The following is a 20,161-nucleotide window of genomic DNA, read 5'->3' as shown; positions in this document are numbered from 1 at the left end:
GGTCGTTCGGCGAGCGGTCGGTGAGCGGTTTTCGTGCGACTGTGAGCGATATCTGTCACTTGTGAGCGCTTGTTGTCACAAACGCGGACGGGTAGGCGCGATGAAGGTTCCGTGGTCGATGGCGTGTTCGAGTTGGGCTCGGTAGGGGTCGAACGCGTTGAGCAGGTCGAAGACGTGCTTGTTGCGGTCCTTGCCTTTGCCGGTCAGGAACTCGAACATCAGGCGGTGGGTCAGGCTCGCGAACCGGTCGTCCCGCGGTCTGATCTGGGTTCGGTTGCGGAACAGGGAGGCCGCGCGGTAGTCGCCGTTGGTGATCACAGTCCAGAGCAGCAGCGAGGTGATGTGGCGTTTGCGGGGGCCGAAGTCCTTCGCTGGGCGGGGCAGGCGCTGGAGTGGTTCGGTGACGGTCTCCCAGACGTCTTCGGGGATCAGCCATCCGTCGAGCGCTCGTCTTCTTCGTTGATAGTCGATGGTCGGCGGGGAGCTGTTGAGTCTCTCGATGACGTCCTGGACTGCTGTCACGATCTCGGTTGAGGCGTCGTTCAGTTTTGTCCATCTGGTCCAGTGGGCGACGGCCTTGTTGGCGCGAGTTCCCCAGCCGTAGGGCAGGTCGAGTTCGGCGGTGGCTGCCTCCGTGGAGAGTCCGGCGGAGCGGATCGCGGTGATGGCCGCGAACCGGTGCACTGTGCGCCGTTGTATGGCGGTTTCGGGGATGAGCATGGTGAGCGGCCGAATGTGATCGTCGTCCAGGTAGTGCGGAATGTGGCGGCGATCGATGGTCAGCCGCCACTTGAGCTTGGGCATGGACTCGATTAAGGCGAGTCGTCGTCGCGGCGGTGCAGCATTGCGTCGTCTTGTCGTCGGTGCGTCACTGCGTCGCTTTGCTGGGACCTTCGACAGCTCTGCCTTCACGTGCGGCTCGGCGGCCGCTTGTGTCGTTGCTGAGCAGTGGCGGAGGAACACCTCGAGTTCGCGTCCCCAGACGCTGCCGCCGCTCACCGATGACACCAGCGTGCGGAGCTGGTCGTGATCCTGGCGCAGGTGTCCGGCGAAGGCCAGCAGGTGCGCGGAGGCGCGCGGGTCATCCGGCGGGCCCGCGCGCAGCAGCTTGTTGTGGACCGGTTTGCCCGCCTCCCGGGCCTGGGCCATCTCGCGCCGGAGTTGGTCGACGTGGTCGTCGAGGACGTTGAGGTCAATGCCTGGTGGGGCGAGCTGAGCAGCGAGCGGCCAGGATCCGCGAATGAGCCGCGTGATCAGGTGCAGGTCGTAGAAGTAGCGATTCCCGCTGTCGGGGTGCGTGGTCGCCTCGTCGCGGTCGAGCTGTAGCCGGGTCAGTAGTTGATCCTGGAACTCGAACAAGCGCGGGGCTGTTGTCCGGCTGGGCTCGTCCGGCTGGGCGATGTCGTGATCGAGCCGGTGCCCGCAGGCGGGCGCTCCTGCCGTGGAGGTGCTGCGGCATTGGGCGGGGTGCTGGACCAGCGACGGCGCGGCGAAGATCCGCGGGTTGACTCGGTTGCGTTGGAGAGCGGGAACCTTGCAGCGCGGGCAGTCGTAGCGCAGGAGCCGATTGTGGATGGGGCAGGCGAAGACGACGGACAGTCGCCATGTCTTTCGCCAGGATCCGCCGTGAAGTTGCTGGACCTCGCTGCCGTCGCCGGCGAGGCAGTCCGGGCAGTAGCGCGTCGCGCTGGTGAGAACCCAGCCGGGGACGCTCGGTAGGTTCTTGCTGCGGCGGACAAGGTTGCTGTCGGTGTATTGCAGCTCCAGCGGCGGGTAGCGCTCTCGAAAGCTGTCCAGGCAGAGCCTGGCGATCTCCGTCTGTGTCAGCCGGGTCGCCCGCGCGAAGTCTAGCGCGTTCGCCGCGGGGATCCGCAGCTGATGGATCGCGATGGTGATTCCGGATGTCCTGCTCAGCCCGGTCAGCGTCGCGAGGCGAGTGGGCGGCAGTTCGAGCCGGTGAGACAGTCGCAGCATGAACCCGATCAGGGATTCGTCGGGGAGCGGATCGAGACTGCGTGGCAACGCCTGGATCATGCGCTGGCCTCTCCGGCGGATGGCGTGCCGGTGTCGTCGAAGACGGTGTTCCGCGGCTTGCGTCCGCGCCGCTTCCGCGTGCCGGGCGCGGGGACGGCGGGGACTTCGCCCGCGGTGGGATCGCGGGTCGGGTCGTTGCCCAGGTCGATCAGGATGCCGTCGAGCAGGTCCTCGGTGAGCACTTCGGTGCCGGTGTCGACGGCGTCGGCGCAGCCTTCCTCGACGAGTCGTTCCAGCAGGCCGACGACTCCGCTGGTGCGGCGGAACAGGTATTCGGGCATCGTGCCGCCGGTGAGCATGTCCGGGCCGGCGTGGAAGAGCCGCAGTTCGTCCTGCAGCCCGGCCAGGTGCGCGGTCCAGGCGGCGATGCCGTCCGGGGTGTCATAGGTGAACGGTTCGAGGTGGATCAGGTCGAAGCGGCGTTCGGTCTGCGTGGACGGGTCGTCGCCCAGGTGTCCGCGCGGTGGCGGGAACACCCAGTGGCCGGTGCGCGGGTCGTGCCGTCCTTCCCGCAGCAGCCCGGAACCGGGGATGTTGACCCCGACCAGCACCAACGTGGTGTGCATGCTCATGAACGCGCGCATCAGGTCGAGGGTGTCCTGGTCGTCGGCGCGGTGCATCTTCAGGCGGGTGATGTCGTCCAGCAGCAGGACCCGGTTGCCGTGATCGTGCAGTGACGTCCGGACCGCCCGTGTGAGCTGGGGAAGCGTCATTCCTTTGTGGTCGGCGCCGAAGAAGTCCAGGATCGCCTGGCAGGTGCTTTTCGGCTTCGCGGTCACCGGGGTCTGGACGTAGGCGACCGGGGCGTGCAGGTCGCGGGTTCCGGGAACGGCGTTCGGGTTGAGCTGGGCGTGCATGGCCAGCCAGGTGTCCTCGAACGCGGCCGCGATCTCGCAGGTGGTTTCGGTCTTGCCCTGATAGCCGCCGCCGGTGATCATCAGCCCGGCCCGGGTGGTCGGTTTGTGCTTGAGCGCGTTGGTCTGCAGTCGCGACCGCATGATCCGCCCGACCGCGCGCGTCATCGGCGTCTCCAGCAGCGGCAGGTTCGCGTGCGTGGCCGCGCGGTGCAGGTCGTGCAACTGTCGCTTCCGAGGGCTCAGCGCCTTATAGGCCGCCAGATCCAGTTTGGGCGCCGGGACGAACTGGTGACGAGTCAGCCGCCACTGTTTCCAACCCTCGACGGTTTCGCGGTCTGGAATCTGTCCGGGAAGAACAAATGAGCTGGCGCTGGGATCGGGGGCTGGTGCTCACGAATCACCTTCCGCGGTGTCGGCGGTGTCCGTCGGGTCGTCGGCGAGCAGGAACAGGTTGCCGCGCCGGAACGCATCCCCCAGCCGCGCGGGCCGGGCCGGGGGCTCGGCACCGAGCGCCTCCCGCCGTCGACGCCGGTCGCCGTCGACGACCTGCTCGACGGTCCGAGAGTGCTCAGGCCAGCTCGCCGGGCCCGACGCTGGAGCGGGAGCAGGCGTGCGTCGGCGCGCCGCGGTGGCCTCTCGCAGCGGCCGTGCGCTGGCCCGGTCCGCGGTCGCCGCGCGGCCTTGGGTGGTGTCGCGGGCCAGGTCGGTGCGCTGGGCCTTGGCCAGCGTGGGCCAAGACTCGACCGGAACGTGCGCGCCGAGCAAATCCAGCAGCAGCGGCAACAGCTCGGTGTCGCTGCGTGGCTTCAAGCCGGCCGCTTTCGCGGCCGCGAGCAGGTCGCGGGCGCGGGCGTCGCTGAAGGCGGGGACCTCGTCCTCCGGTGGCAGCCCGGTCCAGCGCAGCGTGTGCCAGGCGTGCGTGCGCGGGTCCTGGAAGAACACTGTCCGTGCGTCGCGGGGATCCCGGCGGATCTGCCACTTTCCCTTGTGTCGTCCGCCGCGCACCGACTTCTCGTGCCGGTAGGGCTCCAGTGCCGGGCCGTCGTAGAACAGGCCCCGGATCTTCACCCCGCGCAGGCCGTGGATGACGACGTAATGCGCGGGCAGCAACTGGTAGTAGAGCTCTGGCGCCGGGATCTGCATGGCGAAGCCGCCCTGGTTCATCGCGGCGGCGAACAGGGTGTTCGGGCTGTGGTCCCCGGCCGGGTCCCAGCTCGGGGCGTGCTCGCCGAGCCGCCGGTTCTGCCAGACCGAGACGATCCAGGTCGCGATCAGATGCTCCATCGCGTCGATCGTCAGCGTCGCGTCGGCCTCCGGATCCGCGCCGCGGTCATAGACATCGACCCCGGAATAGCCGGGCAGGACCTCGAACAGCAGCGATCGGATTGAGCCGAACGCTCGCTCGACGGCCTGCTTGTCGGTCGGGCGCAGCACCCGAGCGGGCAGGATGTTCGCGCCGATCACCCGCTCGACCTCGACCAGATGATGGTTGCGATAAACCGATCCATGATCGGTGGTGACCGTCTCCGGCGCGAAGAACGGCAGCCCGGCGACCCGGTGCCCGGCGAACTCGGCCACCACGTTCGCCGGCAACCCCGGATAGGGCCATTCCAGGTCATCGCCCCAGTCCGGGCGCATCGGCAACGGCATCATGATGTCCCGCAGCACCATCGCGACGTCGACCGAGCTGTCCGAGACCAGCGTCAGCCGGAACGCGACCAACGACCTGGTGTGAACATCCAGCGCCAGCGTCAGGTGAACCGACACCGGATCACCGAACACCGTCTCCCGGACCTTCACCGGCAAGATCGTGGTGTCCATCGCGACGACCTGCCCCGGCCGGTGGATCACCACGTGCTGCCCGCTCGTCGGCTTCGCCGCCGACCGGACGTAGCGCTGCCGTCCACCACCCGAGCCGAACCAATCCGCCCAGACTGCCCGCAGCGTGTAGTAGCCCGGAATCTGTGCTGTCGCGTCCGGGCCGTGCAGCTCGCGGACGTACTGATGGATCAGGCGTTCCTTGGCCCGCAACGACATCCGCGACCGATGCAGCGTCTCGGCGTGGACGGCGAAGATCGCCTCGCGAACCAGCTCGTTTACGCTGGGATGACCGCCGCCCGGCCGAAGCCACCGATCATCGGCGCAGCCGACCGCGCCGACCTGGCGGTGCCGTGCCGCCCATCGGATCAACGTGCGGTAACCGACCTTGTCCAAGCCCAGCAACCGAGCCTGCTCACGATCCATGGCCGCCAGCTCCGCCGCCTTCGCCTGCCGCCGCTGGGTCAGCGTCGTGACCGACGGATCGAACTCCGGCCGCGGCTCTCCTGAGCCCGGCCGCAGCGGGTCGCCGCCCCGGAACCCTGTCTCGGCCTCCAGCAGATGAGCCAGCCGAAGCTCGACCACGACGCGCTGGTGCTCGGTCAGATCCGCCAGCGTCGGCTGTTGCCGTCCCCGCCCAGCCGCGAACTCGCCCGACGTCGACGACGACCGGCAATCGGGGTGGTTCACCAAGAACCGTATGGACACCGGAAGCCGACGGCCGCCACGATCGAGCAGCACCACCCGCCCGAACTGCGGCTCGGCCCGCTCTACTGTCCACTCCTGCCCGTCCAGCACCACCGTGGCCCCCGGCGCCAGATTCAACGTGCCAGTCACCGAACCGCCCCGGTGACCAGCGTTCGATCGGTGAGCGGAGCGGACAGATCCATGCCCAGCCTCCGATGCCAAAGCAGATGCAGCAGGAAAGCCCGTCCGATCACCGGTGCCGACGTCGCGGCAGCCAGTTCGCCGAATGGTCTGCTGCCCTCACCGACGTCGTCGAGCAACTGCGCCGCGATGCCGAGCGGGTCCGCCAACGGCCGCCGCTGTGCCGAGAACGCGTCGACCGTCGCCTCCGCCGGCTGACGCCAACCCGTCACCACCACATAACCCCAGCCCAGCAGCAACGCCACTTCGGCGGTCGCGGCGAACGCGACTTCGTCTCGCGCTGCGATCCGGCCCGCCGGGCGAACGTCGATCAGCCATCGTCCTGACCGCGTGTCAGCATAGAAATCCGGGATATGCTCCCGAGGGCCGTCAGAGGTCTGGAACTGCAGTTTCATCGGCTGCGACAAGACGTCGTTCAGCTCACCGGCGAAGTCCAGCATCAGTAACAACCGTGACTCGGCCAGCGACTCGAAGCCGTGCAAGCGGCCGGTGCTTACCAGGAACTCCAGGCCAGGACGATGCCGCTGCGCCCGGCTCCAGGAAAACCGCCGCATCGGCTCTCTGCCTACCAACGGCAACGACGCCAGATCTCGCACCGGGACGACGACTTGGTCCCCCCTGAATGACGCAGACGCACTCCAGCTTCGAGACCAGCCGCTCCCCAAACTCAGGTGGCTCCGACTATGAGCGAACCCCGTCTCGGCCAGGGCGAGATCCGGCCAGCGACACACATGCGACCAGAACACCCGCCCAAGCTCGACAGCCACCGCGATATCCAAGCGCAACCCCACGCCCCAGCACGCAGTGGGTGACCGCAAACGCTCACACTTCGGCTGTGACCGGGTTCTTGTGGTCTTGCAGGTGAATGCCCACGGCGCCAAGGAGGTCAAGGGGCGGGTAGTTCACCGGGTGAGGTGCCGAACAGCCAGCGGTTTCCTTCTGGGTCTTGGAGTTCGCAGTCGCGGGTGCCATGCGGGGTGTCGTAGGGCTCGCGGACCACGTCGGCTCCGGCGGCGATGGCACGGAAGAAGAGCGCGTCGGGGTCGGGTTCGACGACGTAGCACCGAATCGGCGCCACGGGCATCCGCTGTCGTGGATCGACGTAGTCGTTACCGTCCAAGCCCAGCATGATGCCACCACCGCGAGGACCGGCGAGTTCGGCGTGAACGAGTTGCCCGGTGTGGTCGGGATAGGCGACCCCGGCCCGGAAACCGAATGCCGCTTCGTAGAAGCCGATCAAAGTGCGAAGGTCACGGCATCGCAGGGTGGGCCAGATCTGGGGGCCAGCCGGGGTGAGCCCGGCCGTGTTGCTTGTCGTCATGAGGACCAGACGCTACGAGGCGACTCCACTGCGGGGAAGACCTTGACCTGGTGGCAACCGTCACACAATTTCACTAAGCTAGTTAGTGACTTATCTAGTAGTCTATCTGTCATGACTTCCTCTGCTCGCGCGTCTCGTCTCGCCGACATGCCGCCCGCCACCGGGCCGGACCACTTGTCTGGCCGGCGACCGGTCGAGTCCCCTGGCGTGGGCAACGCGGTGATGGAGCGTCTGCAAGAGGTAGGAGTGCTGACGCGGGTGGTCGAGCAGCGGCTGAGCGGCGCACTGGGGATCAACGCCACCGACCTGGCGGCGATGGAGCACCTCACGACCGACGGACCGCTGACCGCCAAGGACCTCGCAGACAGGCTGCGGGTCTCGACCGCGGCGAGCACGCACATCGTCGACCGGCTCGAGAAGGCCGGGCACATCGTCCGCCGCCCGCACCCGACCGATCGCCGCAAGGTGATGGTCGAGCCGGTCGCGGAGTCGATGGACCGGCTCTTCGGTCATCTGCATCCGCTGCTGCGCGGCGTGGAGGGCCTCGTCGAAGCGCTGGCTCCCCGCGACAGGGATGTCGTGGAGGCCTTCCTGGCCGGAGTCGTGCAGGTCTACACGGACACGGCGGATTCCTTCCCCCAGGGCTGACATCTCGCTGCGGCCGGCAAGCCGCCACACCTACCCAGCGGGGGCGCGTTCGTTCCGCGCGGATGTCCTCCGGCGTACGAACACGCCCTGAAACGGGCGCTATCACCAGAATCCGGAGAAAATCATGGCTGTATCAGAGAAGAAGATATCGCCGAGGGCGGTGTGGTGGCTGCTGGCCACGGTGCTCGTCGTCGAGCTGATGGATCTGCTCGACTCGACGATCGTCAACGTGGCGGGCCCGTCGCTGGAAAAGTCGCTGGATTCGAGTCCGGTCGGTTTGCAGTGGGTGATCGGCGGCTACGCCCTGACTCTCGGCGCGGGCCTCGTGCTGGGCGGGCGGCTCGGCGATCGCTACGGACGCCGCCCGATGTTCCTGTTCGGGCTCGTGGCCTTCACTCTCGCGTCGTTGCTGTGCGCGATCGCGCCGAGCATCGAAACGCTGATCACCTTCCGGCTGGTCCAGGGCGTGGCGGGGGCGATGATGCTGCCGCAGGGCCTCGGCATCCTGCGCGACAACCTGGCTCCCCGCGATCTCACCAAGGCCCTGGCGATCTTCGGGCCGGTGCTGGGGCTCGGCGGTGTCCTGGGCCCGGTACTGGGTGGCGCGCTGGTCGACTGGGACCTGTTCGGTCTCGGCTGGCGCCTGGTGTTCCTGGTCAACGTCCCGGTCGGTCTCGCGGCGTTGGTGTTCGCCTGGCGGCTGGTGCCCCGCGGCGTCGGGACCAGGACCCTGCGCGTGGACGTCGTCGGAGCCGTGTTCGTCGCCGCCGCGTCCGCGCTGCTGGTCCTTCCGCTCAACGAGGGACAGGCCGCGGGATGGCCGTTGTGGACGTGGCTTTCGCTGTCCGCCGCCGCGCTCGGCTACGTCGGATTCGCGCTGTGGCAGCGCCGGGTCGTGCGCTTGGGCCGCGATCCGCTGGTCACCCCGGCCCTGTTCGGCAAACCCGCGTTCACCGTCGGGCTGGTCGCGGTCGCGTTGTTCTTCGGCGGCATGATCGGCACCCAGCTGGTGTTGACGTTCTTCCTGCAGATCGGCCAGGGGTTCACCGCCGGACAGGCCGGGCTGGGCAACCTCCCGGTCGCACTGGGAACCGCCGTCGGCGGCACGATCAGCGGAGGCCTGCTCGCCGCCAAACTCGGCCGCCGGGTGTTGCAGGCCGGAGCCATCGTCCAGCTCGCCGGTGTCGCCTGGCTGTGGCTCGCCCTTGCCGACACCACCGACTTCACGATCTGGCGGATCGTGCCCGGCAGCGCCGTCGCCGGCATCGGCTCGGGAATCGTGATCGCCGCGGTGTTCAACACCGTGCTCGGTGCCGTCGACGATGACGAGGTCGGCTCCGCCTCCGGCGTCCTGTCCGCGGTCCAGTCCATCGGCGGCTCGGTCGGTGTCGCGGTGTTCAGCACCGTGTTCTTCGCCGGCGCCCTCAGCGGCGCGGTCACCGAGAGCTTCCGTGACGCCCTCGTGGTCCAGGCGATCGTCATCGGACTGTTCCTGCTCATCTCACCGCTGTTCCCCCGACGCGCCCGCCCGGACGACGCGGACCTCGCCGCCGGTACCGACGCCACGACACCGGCGGACATCGTGGACGCGGACACCACGCTGGCGAGCGCCGCGCCAGCGTCCCGGACCGCCGAAGGCTCCCGCTGATCATGAGCACCGCACCGGTGCCCATGATCAGGCCCCGCCACCGCTTCGCGAGGAGGACACCCATGTCCCGCACCGTCCTGATCTCCGGCGCCAGCATCGCTGGACCCGCACTCGCCTACTGGCTCCACCAGCACGGCATGACCGCGACCGTGATCGAACGCGCACCGGAACTACGTCCTGGCGGGCAGACCGTCGACCTGCGCGGCGCCGGTCGCACCGTCATCGAACGGATGGGCCTCGAGCAGGCCGCCCGCGACCGCGTCACCCACGAGGAGGGAGTGCACTTCGTCGACGGCCGCAACCGGATCCGCGCGTCGTTCGGCACCGATTCCCTTGATGGCGACGGGTTCGTCACCGAACTGGAACTCCTGCGCGGCGAACTCGCCGGCCTGCTTCACCAGCGCACCCGAGACGATGTCGACTACGTCTTCGGCGACGAGATCACCGGGTTGACCGACACCAGCGACGGCGTGGACGTCACCTTTCGAAACGGCGCGGACCGGCGATTCGACCTCGTCGTCCTCGCCGACGGCCTCCGATCCCGAACCCGGGACCTCGTCTTCGCCGACATCGCCCGCACCCGCTCGTTCGGCCTCTACACCGCCTACTTCACCATCCCCCGCGCCGCGTCCGACGGCCGCTGGGCCCGCTGGTACAACGCCCCCGGCCGCCGCGTCGTCCTCCTGCGCCCCGACAACCAAGGCACCACCCGCGCGTCACTGTCCTTCCTGTACCCGCAACGCGGGCTCGAACGGCTGCAAGCCCTTGCACAGCAGGACTTCCTGCGCCGCCACTACGCCGACGCCGGTTGGGAAACCCCACGCGTGCTCGACACCATGGCCGACTCCCCGGACTTCTACTTCGAATCCATCGGCCAGATGCATCTCAAGAAGTGGTCACGCGGCCGCATCGCAGCCGTCGGTGACGCCGCCTACTGCGCCTCCCCGCTCAGCGGTATGGGCACCAGCCTCGCTCTCGTCGGCGCCTACGTCCTCGCCGGCGAACTCAGCCGACACACCGACCACAGCGACGCCTTCCGCGCCTACGAAACCATCATGCGGCCCTACGTCGCACAAGCACAGAAAGTCCCCTGGATCGCACCCCGGCTGGCCTCCCCGAAAACCCGCACCGGCATCCGGCTCCTCAACACCATCGCGAACCTCGCCACCAACCCCAAAATCAGCCGCCTCGCCACCCGATTCACCAACCCACCCTCAGACGCCATCGACCTCCCCACCTACCCCCAGACCCAGCCGCCCCCGCCCTGAACAGCGCACGACCCACCCCATACAGGACGGCGCCCCGCCCCCACCAAAGTGCCGGTGGCACAGCATCACTGCGCCACGTGACCGATGTGACTCCCCTCGGCCCAGGAGCCCTTCGACGCCCCGTCACCCACAAAATCAACCCATGTACGCACTACTGACAACTAACGCTCACAACTAGTGACAGAAACCCTTCACTACGCGCGGTCCCCCTCCAGCTCACCATCGTTTACATGTGACAGGTACCGCTCACAGTCACATTTCGGTCACCGAAAGTGCGCGATGCGCACAGCCAGTGACGACTGTCATTGGGTCGATCGCCGAGTTCGGCTACCCCCGCACGCCAGGCGAAACCCGCTTCGCGGACAAGGAGGAACTCGTCCGAGAGCGAGGCGCCGCGGGCGCACCTGGAGCCGAACCTCGGATTCGCCGCCGCGCTAACGCACCCGGATGCGCGCGTCGCTGAAGATCTTCCTCGGCGGCGCCTCGACGAGGATCCGGTGTCCGGTGGAGGCCGGTCTTTCCTGCTCGCCGGAACGCCCGGCCGTCCTGTCGGGTGTCGGTTGACTCCGTTCCCGCCCTCGGCATCGCGCTCGAACAGTCGCCGGGCGAGGCGCGGAAACGTCTTTCGGCGCAGATGATCGCGTACTGGACCACCTTCGTGCGCCTAAGTGATCCGAACGCGCCCGGATCACCCGCTGGGATTGGGAGGCCGTGCCGCAGCTCGCCCCGGACGCACTTCGTCCTGTCTCGCCTGCGGCCGATCACCGGGCCGCTTCCTGCCCCCGGACGAACCTTCGCTTCTGCCCCCGGATGCTATGAACGGGCCGTTACTTGCAAATTTGCAAGTAACGGCCCGTTCTAGCGCGCTAAGGGAGCTACTTCGTCTTCGTGGCCGTCGAGCGCGTCGAGGGCTTCTTCGCCGCCGCGGTCTTGGTCGCCGTCGACTTGGCCGCGGTGGTCTTCTTGGCCGCGGTCGACTTGGTGGCCGTCGTCTTCGACGCCGCCGTCTTCCGCGCGGGAGCCTTGCGCTTGGGCGCCGGGCCCTTCGCGCGCTTCTCGGCCAACAGTTCGGCGCCGCGCTCGGCGGTCAACTCCTCGATGCTGTCCGACTTCCGCAGCGTCGCGTTGTACTCGCCATCGGTCACGTACGGACCGAATCGGCCGTCCTTGACCACCATCGGCTTACCGGACACCGGGTCGTCGCCCAGTTCCTTGAGCGGCGGCTTCGCGGTGGCGGACCGGCCACGCTGCTTCGGCTCCGAGTAGATCTTCAGCGCCTCTTCGAGCGTGATCGAGAACAGCTGATCCTCGGTCGTGAGCGAACGCGAGTCCGTGCCCTTCTTCAGGTACGGCCCGTAACGCCCGTTCTGCGCGGTGATCTCGTCGCCGGATTCCGGGTCTTTGCCAACCACGCGCGGCAGCGAGAGCAGCTTCAGCGCGTCTTCGAGGGTCATCGTCTCGATCGACATGGACTTGAACAGCGAACCCGTACGCGGCTTCGGCTGCTTCGCCTTCGCGGCCTTCTTCTGCGCGGCTGTGGCGCCTTCGGGCAGCGGCTCGGGCTCAGGCAGCAGCTCGGTGACGTACGGGCCGAAGCGGCCTTCCTTCGCCACGATCTCGTGTCCGCTGACCGGATCCTTGCCGAGTACGCGGCCTTCCTGCGGCGTCGCGAACAGCTTCTCCGCGATGTCCTTGGTCAGCTCGTCCGGCGGCAGATCCTCGGGCAGGTTCGCCCGCTGCGACGTCCCGTCGACCTCGCGCTCGAGGTACGGGCCGTAGCGGCCGACACGCACCACGACGGTGTGCCCGTCGGCGTCGGTGAACAGGGGGATCGAGTTGATCTCGCGGGCGTCGATGTCCTCGACGCCCGAGCCGACCAGCTTCTTCAGCCCGCCGAGACGGCCGACCGAACCGTCGACGCCCATGTCTCCGCCGAAGTAGAACTTCGACAGCCACTGCGTGCGGTGCTCGTCACCGGCGGCGATGCGGTCGAGCTCGTCCTCCATGCCGGCGGTGAAGTCGTAGTCGACCAGCCGCTCGAAGTGTCGCTCCATCAGCCCGATCACGGCGAACGCGACCCAGGACGGCACCAGCGCGGAACCCTTCTTCCACACGTAGCCGCGGTCCTGGATGGTCTTGATGATCGACGCGTACGTCGACGGGCGGCCGATGCCCAGCTCTTCGAGCTTGCTGACCAGGCTCGGCTCCGAGTACCGCGCCGGCGGGGACGTGGTGTGCCCGTCCGGGCTCAGCTCGGTCGCGGTCAGCGCCTGGTCCTTGACCAGCTGCGGGAGACGGCTCTGCTTGTCGTCCGCCTCGCCACCGCTCTCGGTGTCGACGGCCTCGACGTACGCCTTCAGGAACCCGGCGAAGGTGATCGTGCGGCCCGACGAGGCGAACGTGACCTCCTCGCCGCTGGTGGCGGTGCCGACGATGCGCACCGACATCGTGGTGCCCTTCGCGTCCGCCATCTGCGACGCGATCGTGCGCTGCCAGATCATCTCGTAAAGCCGGTACTCGTCGGTGTCCAGATCCTTCGCGACCTGGCCCGGCGTGCGGAAGACCTCGCCGGAAGGACGGATCGCCTCGTGCGCTTCCTGCGCGTTCTTCACCTTGCGGGTGTACTGGCGCGGCGACGGCGAGACGTACTCCTTGCCGTACAGCTGCGTCGCCTGGCTGCGCGCCGCCGAGATCGCCGACTCCGACAGCGTCGTGGAGTCGGTACGCATATAAGTGATGTACCCGTTCTCGTACAGCTTCTGCGCGATCCGCATGGTGCGCTCGGAGGTGAACCGCAGCTTGCGGCCCGCTTCCTGCTGCAGGGTCGAGGTCATGAAGGGCGCGTACGGCTTCCGCGTGTACGGCTTCTCCTCGACGCTCGCGACCTTGAAGTCACGGTTCTTCAGCGCTTCGGCCAGCCGGACCGCGTCGGCCTCGGCCAGTACGCGGATCTCGTTGTTGGACGCCTTCAGCTGCCCGTCGGAGCCGAAGTCACGGCCGGTGGCCAGTCGCGCGCCGTCGACGGCGATCATCCTGGCCGGGAAGTTGCGCGGAGACGCGTCGGCGCCGGCGTCCATCGTCGCCGAGATGTCCCAGTACGACGCCGAGGTGAAGCGCATGCGCTCGCGCTCCCGCTCGACCACGATCCTGGTCGCGACGGACTGCACGCGGCCCGCCGAAAGCTTCGGCATGACCTTCTTCCACAGCACGGGCGAGACCTCGTAGCCGTACAGGCGGTCCAGGATGCGGCGGGTCTCCTGCGCGTCGACGAGGTCTCCGTCGAGCTCGCGGGTGCTGTCGGCCGCGGCGCGGATCGCCTGCTCGGTGACCTCGTGGAAGACCATCCGGCGCACCGGGACCTTCGGCTTGAGGGTCTCCAGCAGATGCCACGCGATGGCTTCGCCCTCGCGGTCGGGGTCCGTGGCGAGGTAGAGCTCGTCGACGTCCTTGAGGAGGCTCTTCAGTTCGGTGACCTTGGACTTCTTGTCCGGCGTGACGACGTAGAGCGCCTTGAAGTCGTTGTCGACGTCGACACCCAGCCGTGCCCACGACTCGCCCTTGTACTGGGCGGGGACGTCGGCCGCGCCGCGAGGGAGGTCGCGGATGTGTCCGACGGAGGACTCCACGACGTAGTTACCGCCGAGGTACGGGGCGATCTTGCGGGCCTTGGTCGGCGACTCGACGATCACCAGCCGACGACGGCCCGCGCCGTCGTCCGACGCCGCGGTCTTCTTCGTCCGTGCTCCTGCCACGCTGTCCTGCTCTCCGCTCATCTTCGGCGCCTTCGCGCCGCCTCTCGACCCGTCAGTGTGCACGCTCGCACCGCCCGGACCACGGCTAGGTGGTGCAACACGCCGCCGATCGTGTGTCCAGCGCATCGCCGCTGACCTCGTCGATGTTTCCTTTCAACACCTAGCACGTGATGTCGGACACGTCCGCCTGGGGTCCCGCGTGACGGGGCGAACACCCTCCGTTCGACGGTGGTGGCTCGCCGCCCGCCAACGCTTCACTTGATGTCCACGCCGACCCGAAAGGACTCCACGTGACCCGACGACTCCTCGGCACGCTGTTCGCCATGCTGACCGCGTCCGCACTGGTCGGCACCGCGCCGGCGCAAGCGGCCACGACCACTTTCGCCGGAACCGTGGCGTTGTCGAACTGCTCCGGGTCGGTGGTCAAACCACCCGAGGCGAGCCTCGACGACCCCGCCCTCGTCCTTTCCAACGGCCATTGCCTGCAAGAAGGTTTCCCGGACCCCGGAGAAGTAATCGTCGACAAGCCGTCGTCGCGGACCTTCAGCCTGCTGTCCAAGGACGGCCGCTCTTCGCTCGGCACGCTCAAGGCGAAGAAGCTGCTTTACGCGACGATGACCGACACCGACGTCTCGCTCTACCAGCTCGACACCAGCTACGCCAAGATCAAGTCGGCCTACGGTATCGCCCCGCTGACGCTCTCGCCGACCCGTCCGTCGGCGGGCATCGGGATGGACGTGGTGTCGGGTTACTGGAAGAAGATCTACTCCTGCAACGTCGACGGCTTCGTCCACGAGCTGCGCGAAGCGAACTGGGTCTGGAAGGACTCGATCAGGTACACCTCGGCGTGCAAGACGATCGGCGGGACTTCGGGTTCGCCGATCGTCGAGAGGTCGACGGGCAAGGTCGTCGGCGTCAACAACACCGGCAACGAAAGCGGCCAGCGGTGCACGATGAACAACCCGTGCGAGGTCGACGCGGCCGGGAAGGTGACCGTGCGGAAGGGCATCAACTACGGGCAGCAGACCTACCAGCTGACCTCCTGTCTCTCTCACAGTGAACTCGACCTCTCGAACCCGAACTGCCGGGCGCCTAAACCCTGACGTCTCACCCCCTCGTGAGCGGCTAGTCGGTTCTGACCGTCCTAGCCACTCACGAGGGCTTTGTGCCGTCCAGCCCGCGCGTGACCAGACGGCCTTTTCGCGTGATCAGGCGGACGGCACGTGTGATCAGGCGGACGACACGCGTGACTGAATGGACGACACTCCCGTACTCGGGTCAAGCGCACGTGTCGTCCGTCCCATCACGAGAGTCGGCCGTCTGAACACACGTGTCGTCTCCCCACTCACGCGAGCCGTCCCCAGCACGCGAAACCGCTCGGCAGCGGACACCAAGCCACGGCTGTCCTGACCGTCCTCACCACTCACGAGTTCAAACCGCACGGACCACGGGCACCAGGCTCGGCCAAGCGGGCTCGGCACCCGCCGGCGCGTCTCCGATCAGCTCCAGCACATGCGCGAGCCGCCTTCGTCCGGTGACCCGAAGCAGCGCTTCTTCACCCTTCTGCGCCTTCGCCGGCACGCCCAGCTGGGCCAGCGCCGTGATCAGCCGCTCGTGCGTCTCCGGCGCCTCCGGATCGAGCGCGAGCAGGTAGCCGTTGCCCTGGGGACTGCCCGCCGCGAGCGCCCACATTCTCAACATCGCCCCGTCGAGCCGGAAGCCCTCCGGCAGGACCTTCTCTTCACCACGGTTCCAGCGCTGCTCCAGGGGCAGCAGGTCGACACGGAACGGCGTCCTCACGAGCGGCCGCCCGCATTCGGCGGCCGAGACCTGCGCCTCCGCGCCGCGCCGACGGCATTCCCTGGCGAGGGCACCCGCCCGCCACGGCTCGTCGACCACGGCGGACAGCCGCGCGGCCGTCCGCCCGAAACCCGTCATCCGCCCGGGCCCGCACAGCACACCGGCGAGGTCGGCGAGCCCCGGCCCGCTCGCCTCCGCCGAGAAGAGCGAGATCGTCCCGTCCACCCGGACAGAATAGAACACAAGTTCGAGTCATGGCCAGTGATCGCGGGGTGACTCAGCGAGGTTGTTTGACCAATTCCTGGCAAATCGGGATCCGGCTGCTCGCCGCAGCGAGCTGAGGAACGTCGTTAAGGCCCCTGAGAAGGTCGAGGCGGTCTAGTTCGTCGAGGGACGTCCTCGCGTCACGAAGCGCCGTCTTCGTCGCTTCGGGGTCGCTTGAGGAGCCGAGGCGGTGACGGACGTCGTCGGCGCGGGCCCGGATGCCTTCAAGCTGGGCGACGGCGGACGTACGCGAAGAGTCACCGCCCGCGACCGGCGCCGGACCGAGGTTCTCGAAGGCCGCGGACGTGCGATCCAGCCCTTCGACCACCGAGGTCATCAGCTCGCTGGACGTCCGGGAAGCCTGCTGCGGCGTGCTCGGATCGACGCTGGGCAGCGTCGCCAGCGTCCGGACGAGGCCGCCCGCCGCGCCGCAGTATCCCTCTGTCCAAGCGGAGGCGGGGTCGGCCTCCGACGCGCTGACCGTCGCGAGACCTTCTTGTCTGGCGTGGGAAGTCACCGCGGGCTGGTGCCCGCACCCGGCGAGGCCGAGTCCGATACCTGTTGCTAGCGCGGCAAGGACGGTGAACCGCGGCCGCACGAAAACACCTCCCGACCTGACGACTTCCCGGCTGGCCCCCGACGGTACCGATACCGGTGGGCAATGCAAATCAACGCGGCGGAAAGAAGCGTCAGGAAGGCAGCTTCTTGCAGTTCGGGGCCTGCGCGGCCAGTGTTTTCAACGAAACGTTCGTTTCCAGCTGCTGGAACGGTTCGGGCATGTCGTTGATGTCGGATCCGATCTGCCGGAAGGAAACCGCGGCGGCCGCCACGGCGGCCTTGTCGTCCTTCGGCGCCGCGTCGAGCGCGGCCTTCGCGGCGAGCACCTTGTCCCGGATCGGCGTCAGCGCGGCGACGATGCTCTCGCGCGCCGCGTCGGCTTCCGCGCTCGGCGCCTGGCCGAGCTTCCCCAAACCGGTGACCGCGTTGTCGAAACCGGGCGCGAACACCCCGAAGGCCTCGTCCATCACCTTCCGCGCGCCGGCGACGTCGTCCTGCTCGAAATCGGGCATCCTGAAATCGCCGATCTTGGCGAAGTCGATCAGCGAACCGCAGAAACCGTCCATCCAGGAACTTCCGGCCATGGGCGCGGGAGAAGAAGGAGAAGGAGCGGCCGCCGGCTCCGCGCCACCACAGCCCGCCAGCAGGAAAGCGGCGGCGAACAGGATGATCGAACGCCTCATGGCAGGGACTCCCCGGATCGGATCGGTGTGACGCGCAGACATTAGCCCTCGCCGGACAGACGCCGGGCCCGCCACGGGAGATCGTGGCGGGCCCGGCGGGCGGAACTTTCGGAGTTACGCCTTCGCTTGCGCGGGGTTGTCGGAAAGAACCGACTCGCGCCGCTTCGAGACGACGATCGCGGCGACGATGATCGCGACGGCGACCAGCGAAATCCCGATCCGGACGGCGACGTTCGCGTCCGCGCCGATCGAGAACTGCACGACCGCGGGGGCGATCAGCACCGACACCAGGTTCATCACCTTGATCAGCGGGTTGATCGCCGGACCGGCGGTGTCCTTGAACGGGTCACCCACGGTGTCACCGATGATGGTGGCCTCGTGCGCGTCCGAACCCTTGCCGCCGTGGCTTCCGTCCTCCACGAGTTTCTTCGCGTTGTCCCAGGCGCCACCGGAGTTGGCGAGGAAGATCGCCATCAGGGTGCCGGAAGCGATCGCACCGGCCAGGTAGCCGGCGAGCGCGCCGGTGCCGAGGCCGAAGCCGACCGCGATCGGGGCGAAGACCGCGAGCAGACCGGGCGTGGTCAGCTCACGCAGCGAGTCACGCGTGACGATGTCGACGACCCGGCCGTACTCGGGACGGGTGGTGCCCTCCATGATCCCCGGGATGTCCCGGAACTGGCGGCGCACTTCGTAGACGACCGCGCCGGCGGCACGGGACACCGCGTTGACCGCGAGACCGGAGAACAGGAACACGACCGCGGCACCGATGATCACACCGACCAGGGTGTTCGGGCTGACCACCGAGTTCACGAAGAAGTTCACCGCGCTCGTGCTCGCCTCGGCCGCCTCCGGGATCGACTTCAGCGCCTTGCTGATCGCGTCCTGATAGGACCCGAACAGCGCCGTCGCCGCGAGGACCGCCGTGGCGATCGCGATGCCCTTGGTGATGGCCTTGGTGGTGTTGCCGACCGCGTCGAGTTCCGTGAGGATCTGCGCCGCGTCCTCGTCGACGTCACCCGACATCTCGGCGATGCCCTGCGCGTTGTCCGAAATCGGGCCGAAGGTGTCCATCGCGACGATGACGCCGACCGTGGTGAGCAGACCGGTACCGGCCAGCGCCACAGCGAACAGCGCGACGCCGCCACCGAGCAGGTACGCACCGAACACGGCCGCGCTGATGACCAGCGCGGTGTACACGGCGGACTCGAAACCGACCGAGATTCCGGCCAGGATCACCGTCGCCGCACCGGTTTCGGAGGACTTGCCGACCTCCTTGACCGGCTTGTGCTCGGTGCCGGTGTAGTAGCCGGTCAGCTTGAGGATGACCGCCGCGAGCACGATGCCGATGATCACCGAGATGGTCGCGATCAGCGCCGGGCTGCCGGACTCGTTGGTGGCACCGCTGGTCAGCTCGGAGAACGAACCGGGCAGGTAGACGAACGCGGCGATCGTCGAGAGCACCGCGGAAATCCCCGCGGAGATGTAGAACGAGCGGTTGATCGTGACCAGGCCGCCTTCACCCGCTTTGGCCTTGGTGATGTAGACACCGATGACCGCGGTGATCACGCCGATGGCGGGAACGATGAGCGGGAAGATCAGGCCGTGCACGCCGAAGGCCGTGCTACCCAGGATCAGCGCCGCGACGAGCATGACCGCGTACGACTCGAAGAGGTCCGCCGCCATGCCGGCGCAGTCGCCCACGTTGTCACCGACGTTGTCGGCGATGGTGGCCGCGTTGCGCGGGTCGTCCTCGGGGATGCCCTGCTCGACCTTGCCGACCAGGTCCGCGCCGACGTCGGCGGCCTTCGTGAAGATACCGCCGCCGACACGCATGAACATCGCGATCAGCGCGGCACCGAAACCGAAGCCCTCCAACACCTTCGGGGCCTGTCCGGTGTAGACCAGGACGACCACCGCGGCGCCGAAGAGGCCGAGACCGACGGTGATCATGCCGACGACGCCACCGGTGCGGAAGGCCAGGCGCATCGCCTTCTCGCGACCGCCTTCCTCGCGCGAAGCGGCCGCGACGCGAAGGTTCGCCTGCGTCGCCAGCCACATGCCGAGATAGCCGATCGCGAAGGAGAATCCGGCGCCGACCAAGAAGAAGATGGACCTGCCGATCTTCTCGTTCCAGTCATCGGCCGGCAAAGCGAAGAGCAGCACGAACACGATTCCCCCGAAGATCACGAGGGTGTTGCGCTGCCGTTTGAGATAGGCAGCCGCGCCTTCCTGCACTGCCTTCGCGATGTCCTGCATCTTGGAGGTGCCCTGGCCGGCGGCCAAGACCTCCTTGAGCAGAACGTAGCCGATGACCAGTGCGGCAAGGGCGACCACGGCGATCACACCGACGATGGTGTAACCACCTCCGGAGAGCGTGAGTTCGCCCTCCGCGAGGAACTGCCGGGACATTCGTCCTCCTGGAGACGTCGCCGTTGGCCAACGACGATCCGCCGATGGAACCGGCGTGCCGACGTTGGCATGGGGATCTGAGCCGAACGTCACGCTAGTCGCACTGCAAGGCACGTCTCACATGACGCTCGCCACAGACGGTGTGGATTGCGGGAGTGTATTGGTAGTGGGATGGCGGGCGGCAAGGCGTCCCCGCCACCGTACGTTCCGTAA

The 20,161-nt window shown here is 67.8% G+C and carries 14 protein-coding genes; 4 read left to right on the top strand and 10 right to left on the bottom strand.

Annotated elements, in window-relative coordinates; genetic code table 11:
* Positions 1-75: 75 nt before the first annotated feature.
* From CVV72_RS31930 to CVV72_RS31910, 5 genes are all read right to left on the bottom strand, one after another.
* On the bottom strand, positions 76-2,034 hold the full coding sequence (locus CVV72_RS31930; RefSeq protein WP_219147561.1) for a TniQ family protein: 1,959 nt from the start codon (positions 2,032-2,034) through the stop codon (positions 76-78).
* A complete protein-coding gene (locus tag CVV72_RS31925; protein WP_219147559.1) occupies positions 2,031-3,113 on the bottom strand; it encodes a TniB family NTP-binding protein in 1,083 nt (360 codons plus the stop codon). The genes CVV72_RS31930 and CVV72_RS31925 overlap by 4 nt, the downstream gene beginning before the upstream one ends.
* 168 nt (positions 3,114-3,281) lie before the next feature.
* Positions 3,282-5,546 (bottom strand): hypothetical protein, encoded by a 2,265-nt coding sequence (locus CVV72_RS31920; RefSeq protein WP_219147557.1) that lies wholly within the window; start codon positions 5,544-5,546, stop codon positions 3,282-3,284.
* On the bottom strand, positions 5,543-6,151 hold the full coding sequence (locus tag CVV72_RS31915) for a TnsA-like heteromeric transposase endonuclease subunit (RefSeq protein WP_219147556.1): 609 nt from the start codon (positions 6,149-6,151) through the stop codon (positions 5,543-5,545). The genes CVV72_RS31920 and CVV72_RS31915 overlap by 4 nt, the downstream gene beginning before the upstream one ends.
* Before the next feature lie 332 nt (positions 6,152-6,483).
* Positions 6,484-6,918: a VOC family protein gene (locus CVV72_RS31910; protein ID WP_219147555.1), complete on the bottom strand. Its 435-nt coding sequence runs from the start codon at positions 6,916-6,918 to the stop codon at positions 6,484-6,486.
* Positions 6,919-7,029: 111 nt separating this feature from the next.
* Between CVV72_RS31910 and CVV72_RS31905 the strand changes: the two genes are divergently transcribed.
* From CVV72_RS31905 to CVV72_RS31895, 3 genes are all read left to right on the top strand, one after another.
* On the top strand, positions 7,030-7,566 hold the full coding sequence (locus CVV72_RS31905; protein WP_255632322.1) for a MarR family winged helix-turn-helix transcriptional regulator: 537 nt from the start codon (positions 7,030-7,032) through the stop codon (positions 7,564-7,566).
* Between the two features lie 124 nt (positions 7,567-7,690).
* Positions 7,691-9,214 (top strand): MFS transporter, encoded by a 1,524-nt coding sequence (locus CVV72_RS31900; protein WP_219147554.1) that lies wholly within the window; start codon positions 7,691-7,693, stop codon positions 9,212-9,214.
* Positions 9,215-9,276: 62 nt separating this feature from the next.
* The gene (locus CVV72_RS31895; RefSeq protein WP_219147553.1) at positions 9,277-10,482 is read left to right on the top strand and encodes an FAD-dependent monooxygenase; all 1,206 of its coding nucleotides are present in this window, start codon (positions 9,277-9,279) and stop codon (positions 10,480-10,482) included.
* An 875-nt stretch (positions 10,483-11,357) separates the two neighbouring features.
* Here the strand turns inward: CVV72_RS31895 and topA are convergent.
* Complete coding sequence (gene topA / locus CVV72_RS31890) at positions 11,358-14,255, bottom strand: type I DNA topoisomerase (protein WP_219147552.1); 2,898 nt, start codon at positions 14,253-14,255, stop codon at positions 11,358-11,360.
* A 269-nt stretch (positions 14,256-14,524) separates the two neighbouring features.
* On the opposite strand from topA, the gene CVV72_RS31885 reads away from it, so the two are divergent.
* Positions 14,525-15,337 (top strand): serine protease, encoded by an 813-nt coding sequence (locus CVV72_RS31885; protein ID WP_219147551.1) that lies wholly within the window; start codon positions 14,525-14,527, stop codon positions 15,335-15,337.
* A gap of 328 nt (positions 15,338-15,665) precedes the next feature.
* Here CVV72_RS31885 and CVV72_RS31880 read toward each other — a convergent pair whose 3' ends face one another.
* The 4 genes from CVV72_RS31880 to CVV72_RS31865 all read right to left on the bottom strand — a co-directional run bounded on the left by CVV72_RS31880 (position 15,666) and on the right by CVV72_RS31865 (position 19,948).
* Positions 15,666-16,277, bottom strand: coding sequence for a hypothetical protein (locus CVV72_RS31880; RefSeq protein ID WP_219147549.1), 612 nt, complete (start codon positions 16,275-16,277; stop codon positions 15,666-15,668).
* 34 nt (positions 16,278-16,311) lie between these two features.
* The gene (locus tag CVV72_RS31875; protein WP_219147547.1) at positions 16,312-16,896 is read right to left on the bottom strand and encodes a hypothetical protein; all 585 of its coding nucleotides are present in this window, start codon (positions 16,894-16,896) and stop codon (positions 16,312-16,314) included.
* Between the two features lie 91 nt (positions 16,897-16,987).
* Entirely contained in the window at positions 16,988-17,539 is a 552-nt protein-coding gene (locus tag CVV72_RS31870) for a hypothetical protein (RefSeq protein ID WP_255632321.1), read from the bottom strand.
* Between the two features lie 114 nt (positions 17,540-17,653).
* Entirely contained in the window at positions 17,654-19,948 is a 2,295-nt protein-coding gene (locus CVV72_RS31865; RefSeq protein ID WP_219147546.1) for a sodium-translocating pyrophosphatase, read from the bottom strand.
* Positions 19,949-20,161: the final 213 nt, after the last annotated feature.

This window comes from Amycolatopsis sp. TNS106 (genome assembly GCF_019330265.1).
Taxonomy (GTDB): Bacteria; Actinomycetota; Actinomycetes; order Mycobacteriales; family Pseudonocardiaceae; genus Amycolatopsis; species Amycolatopsis lurida.
This window is presented reverse-complemented; position numbering and strand designations above follow the sequence as displayed.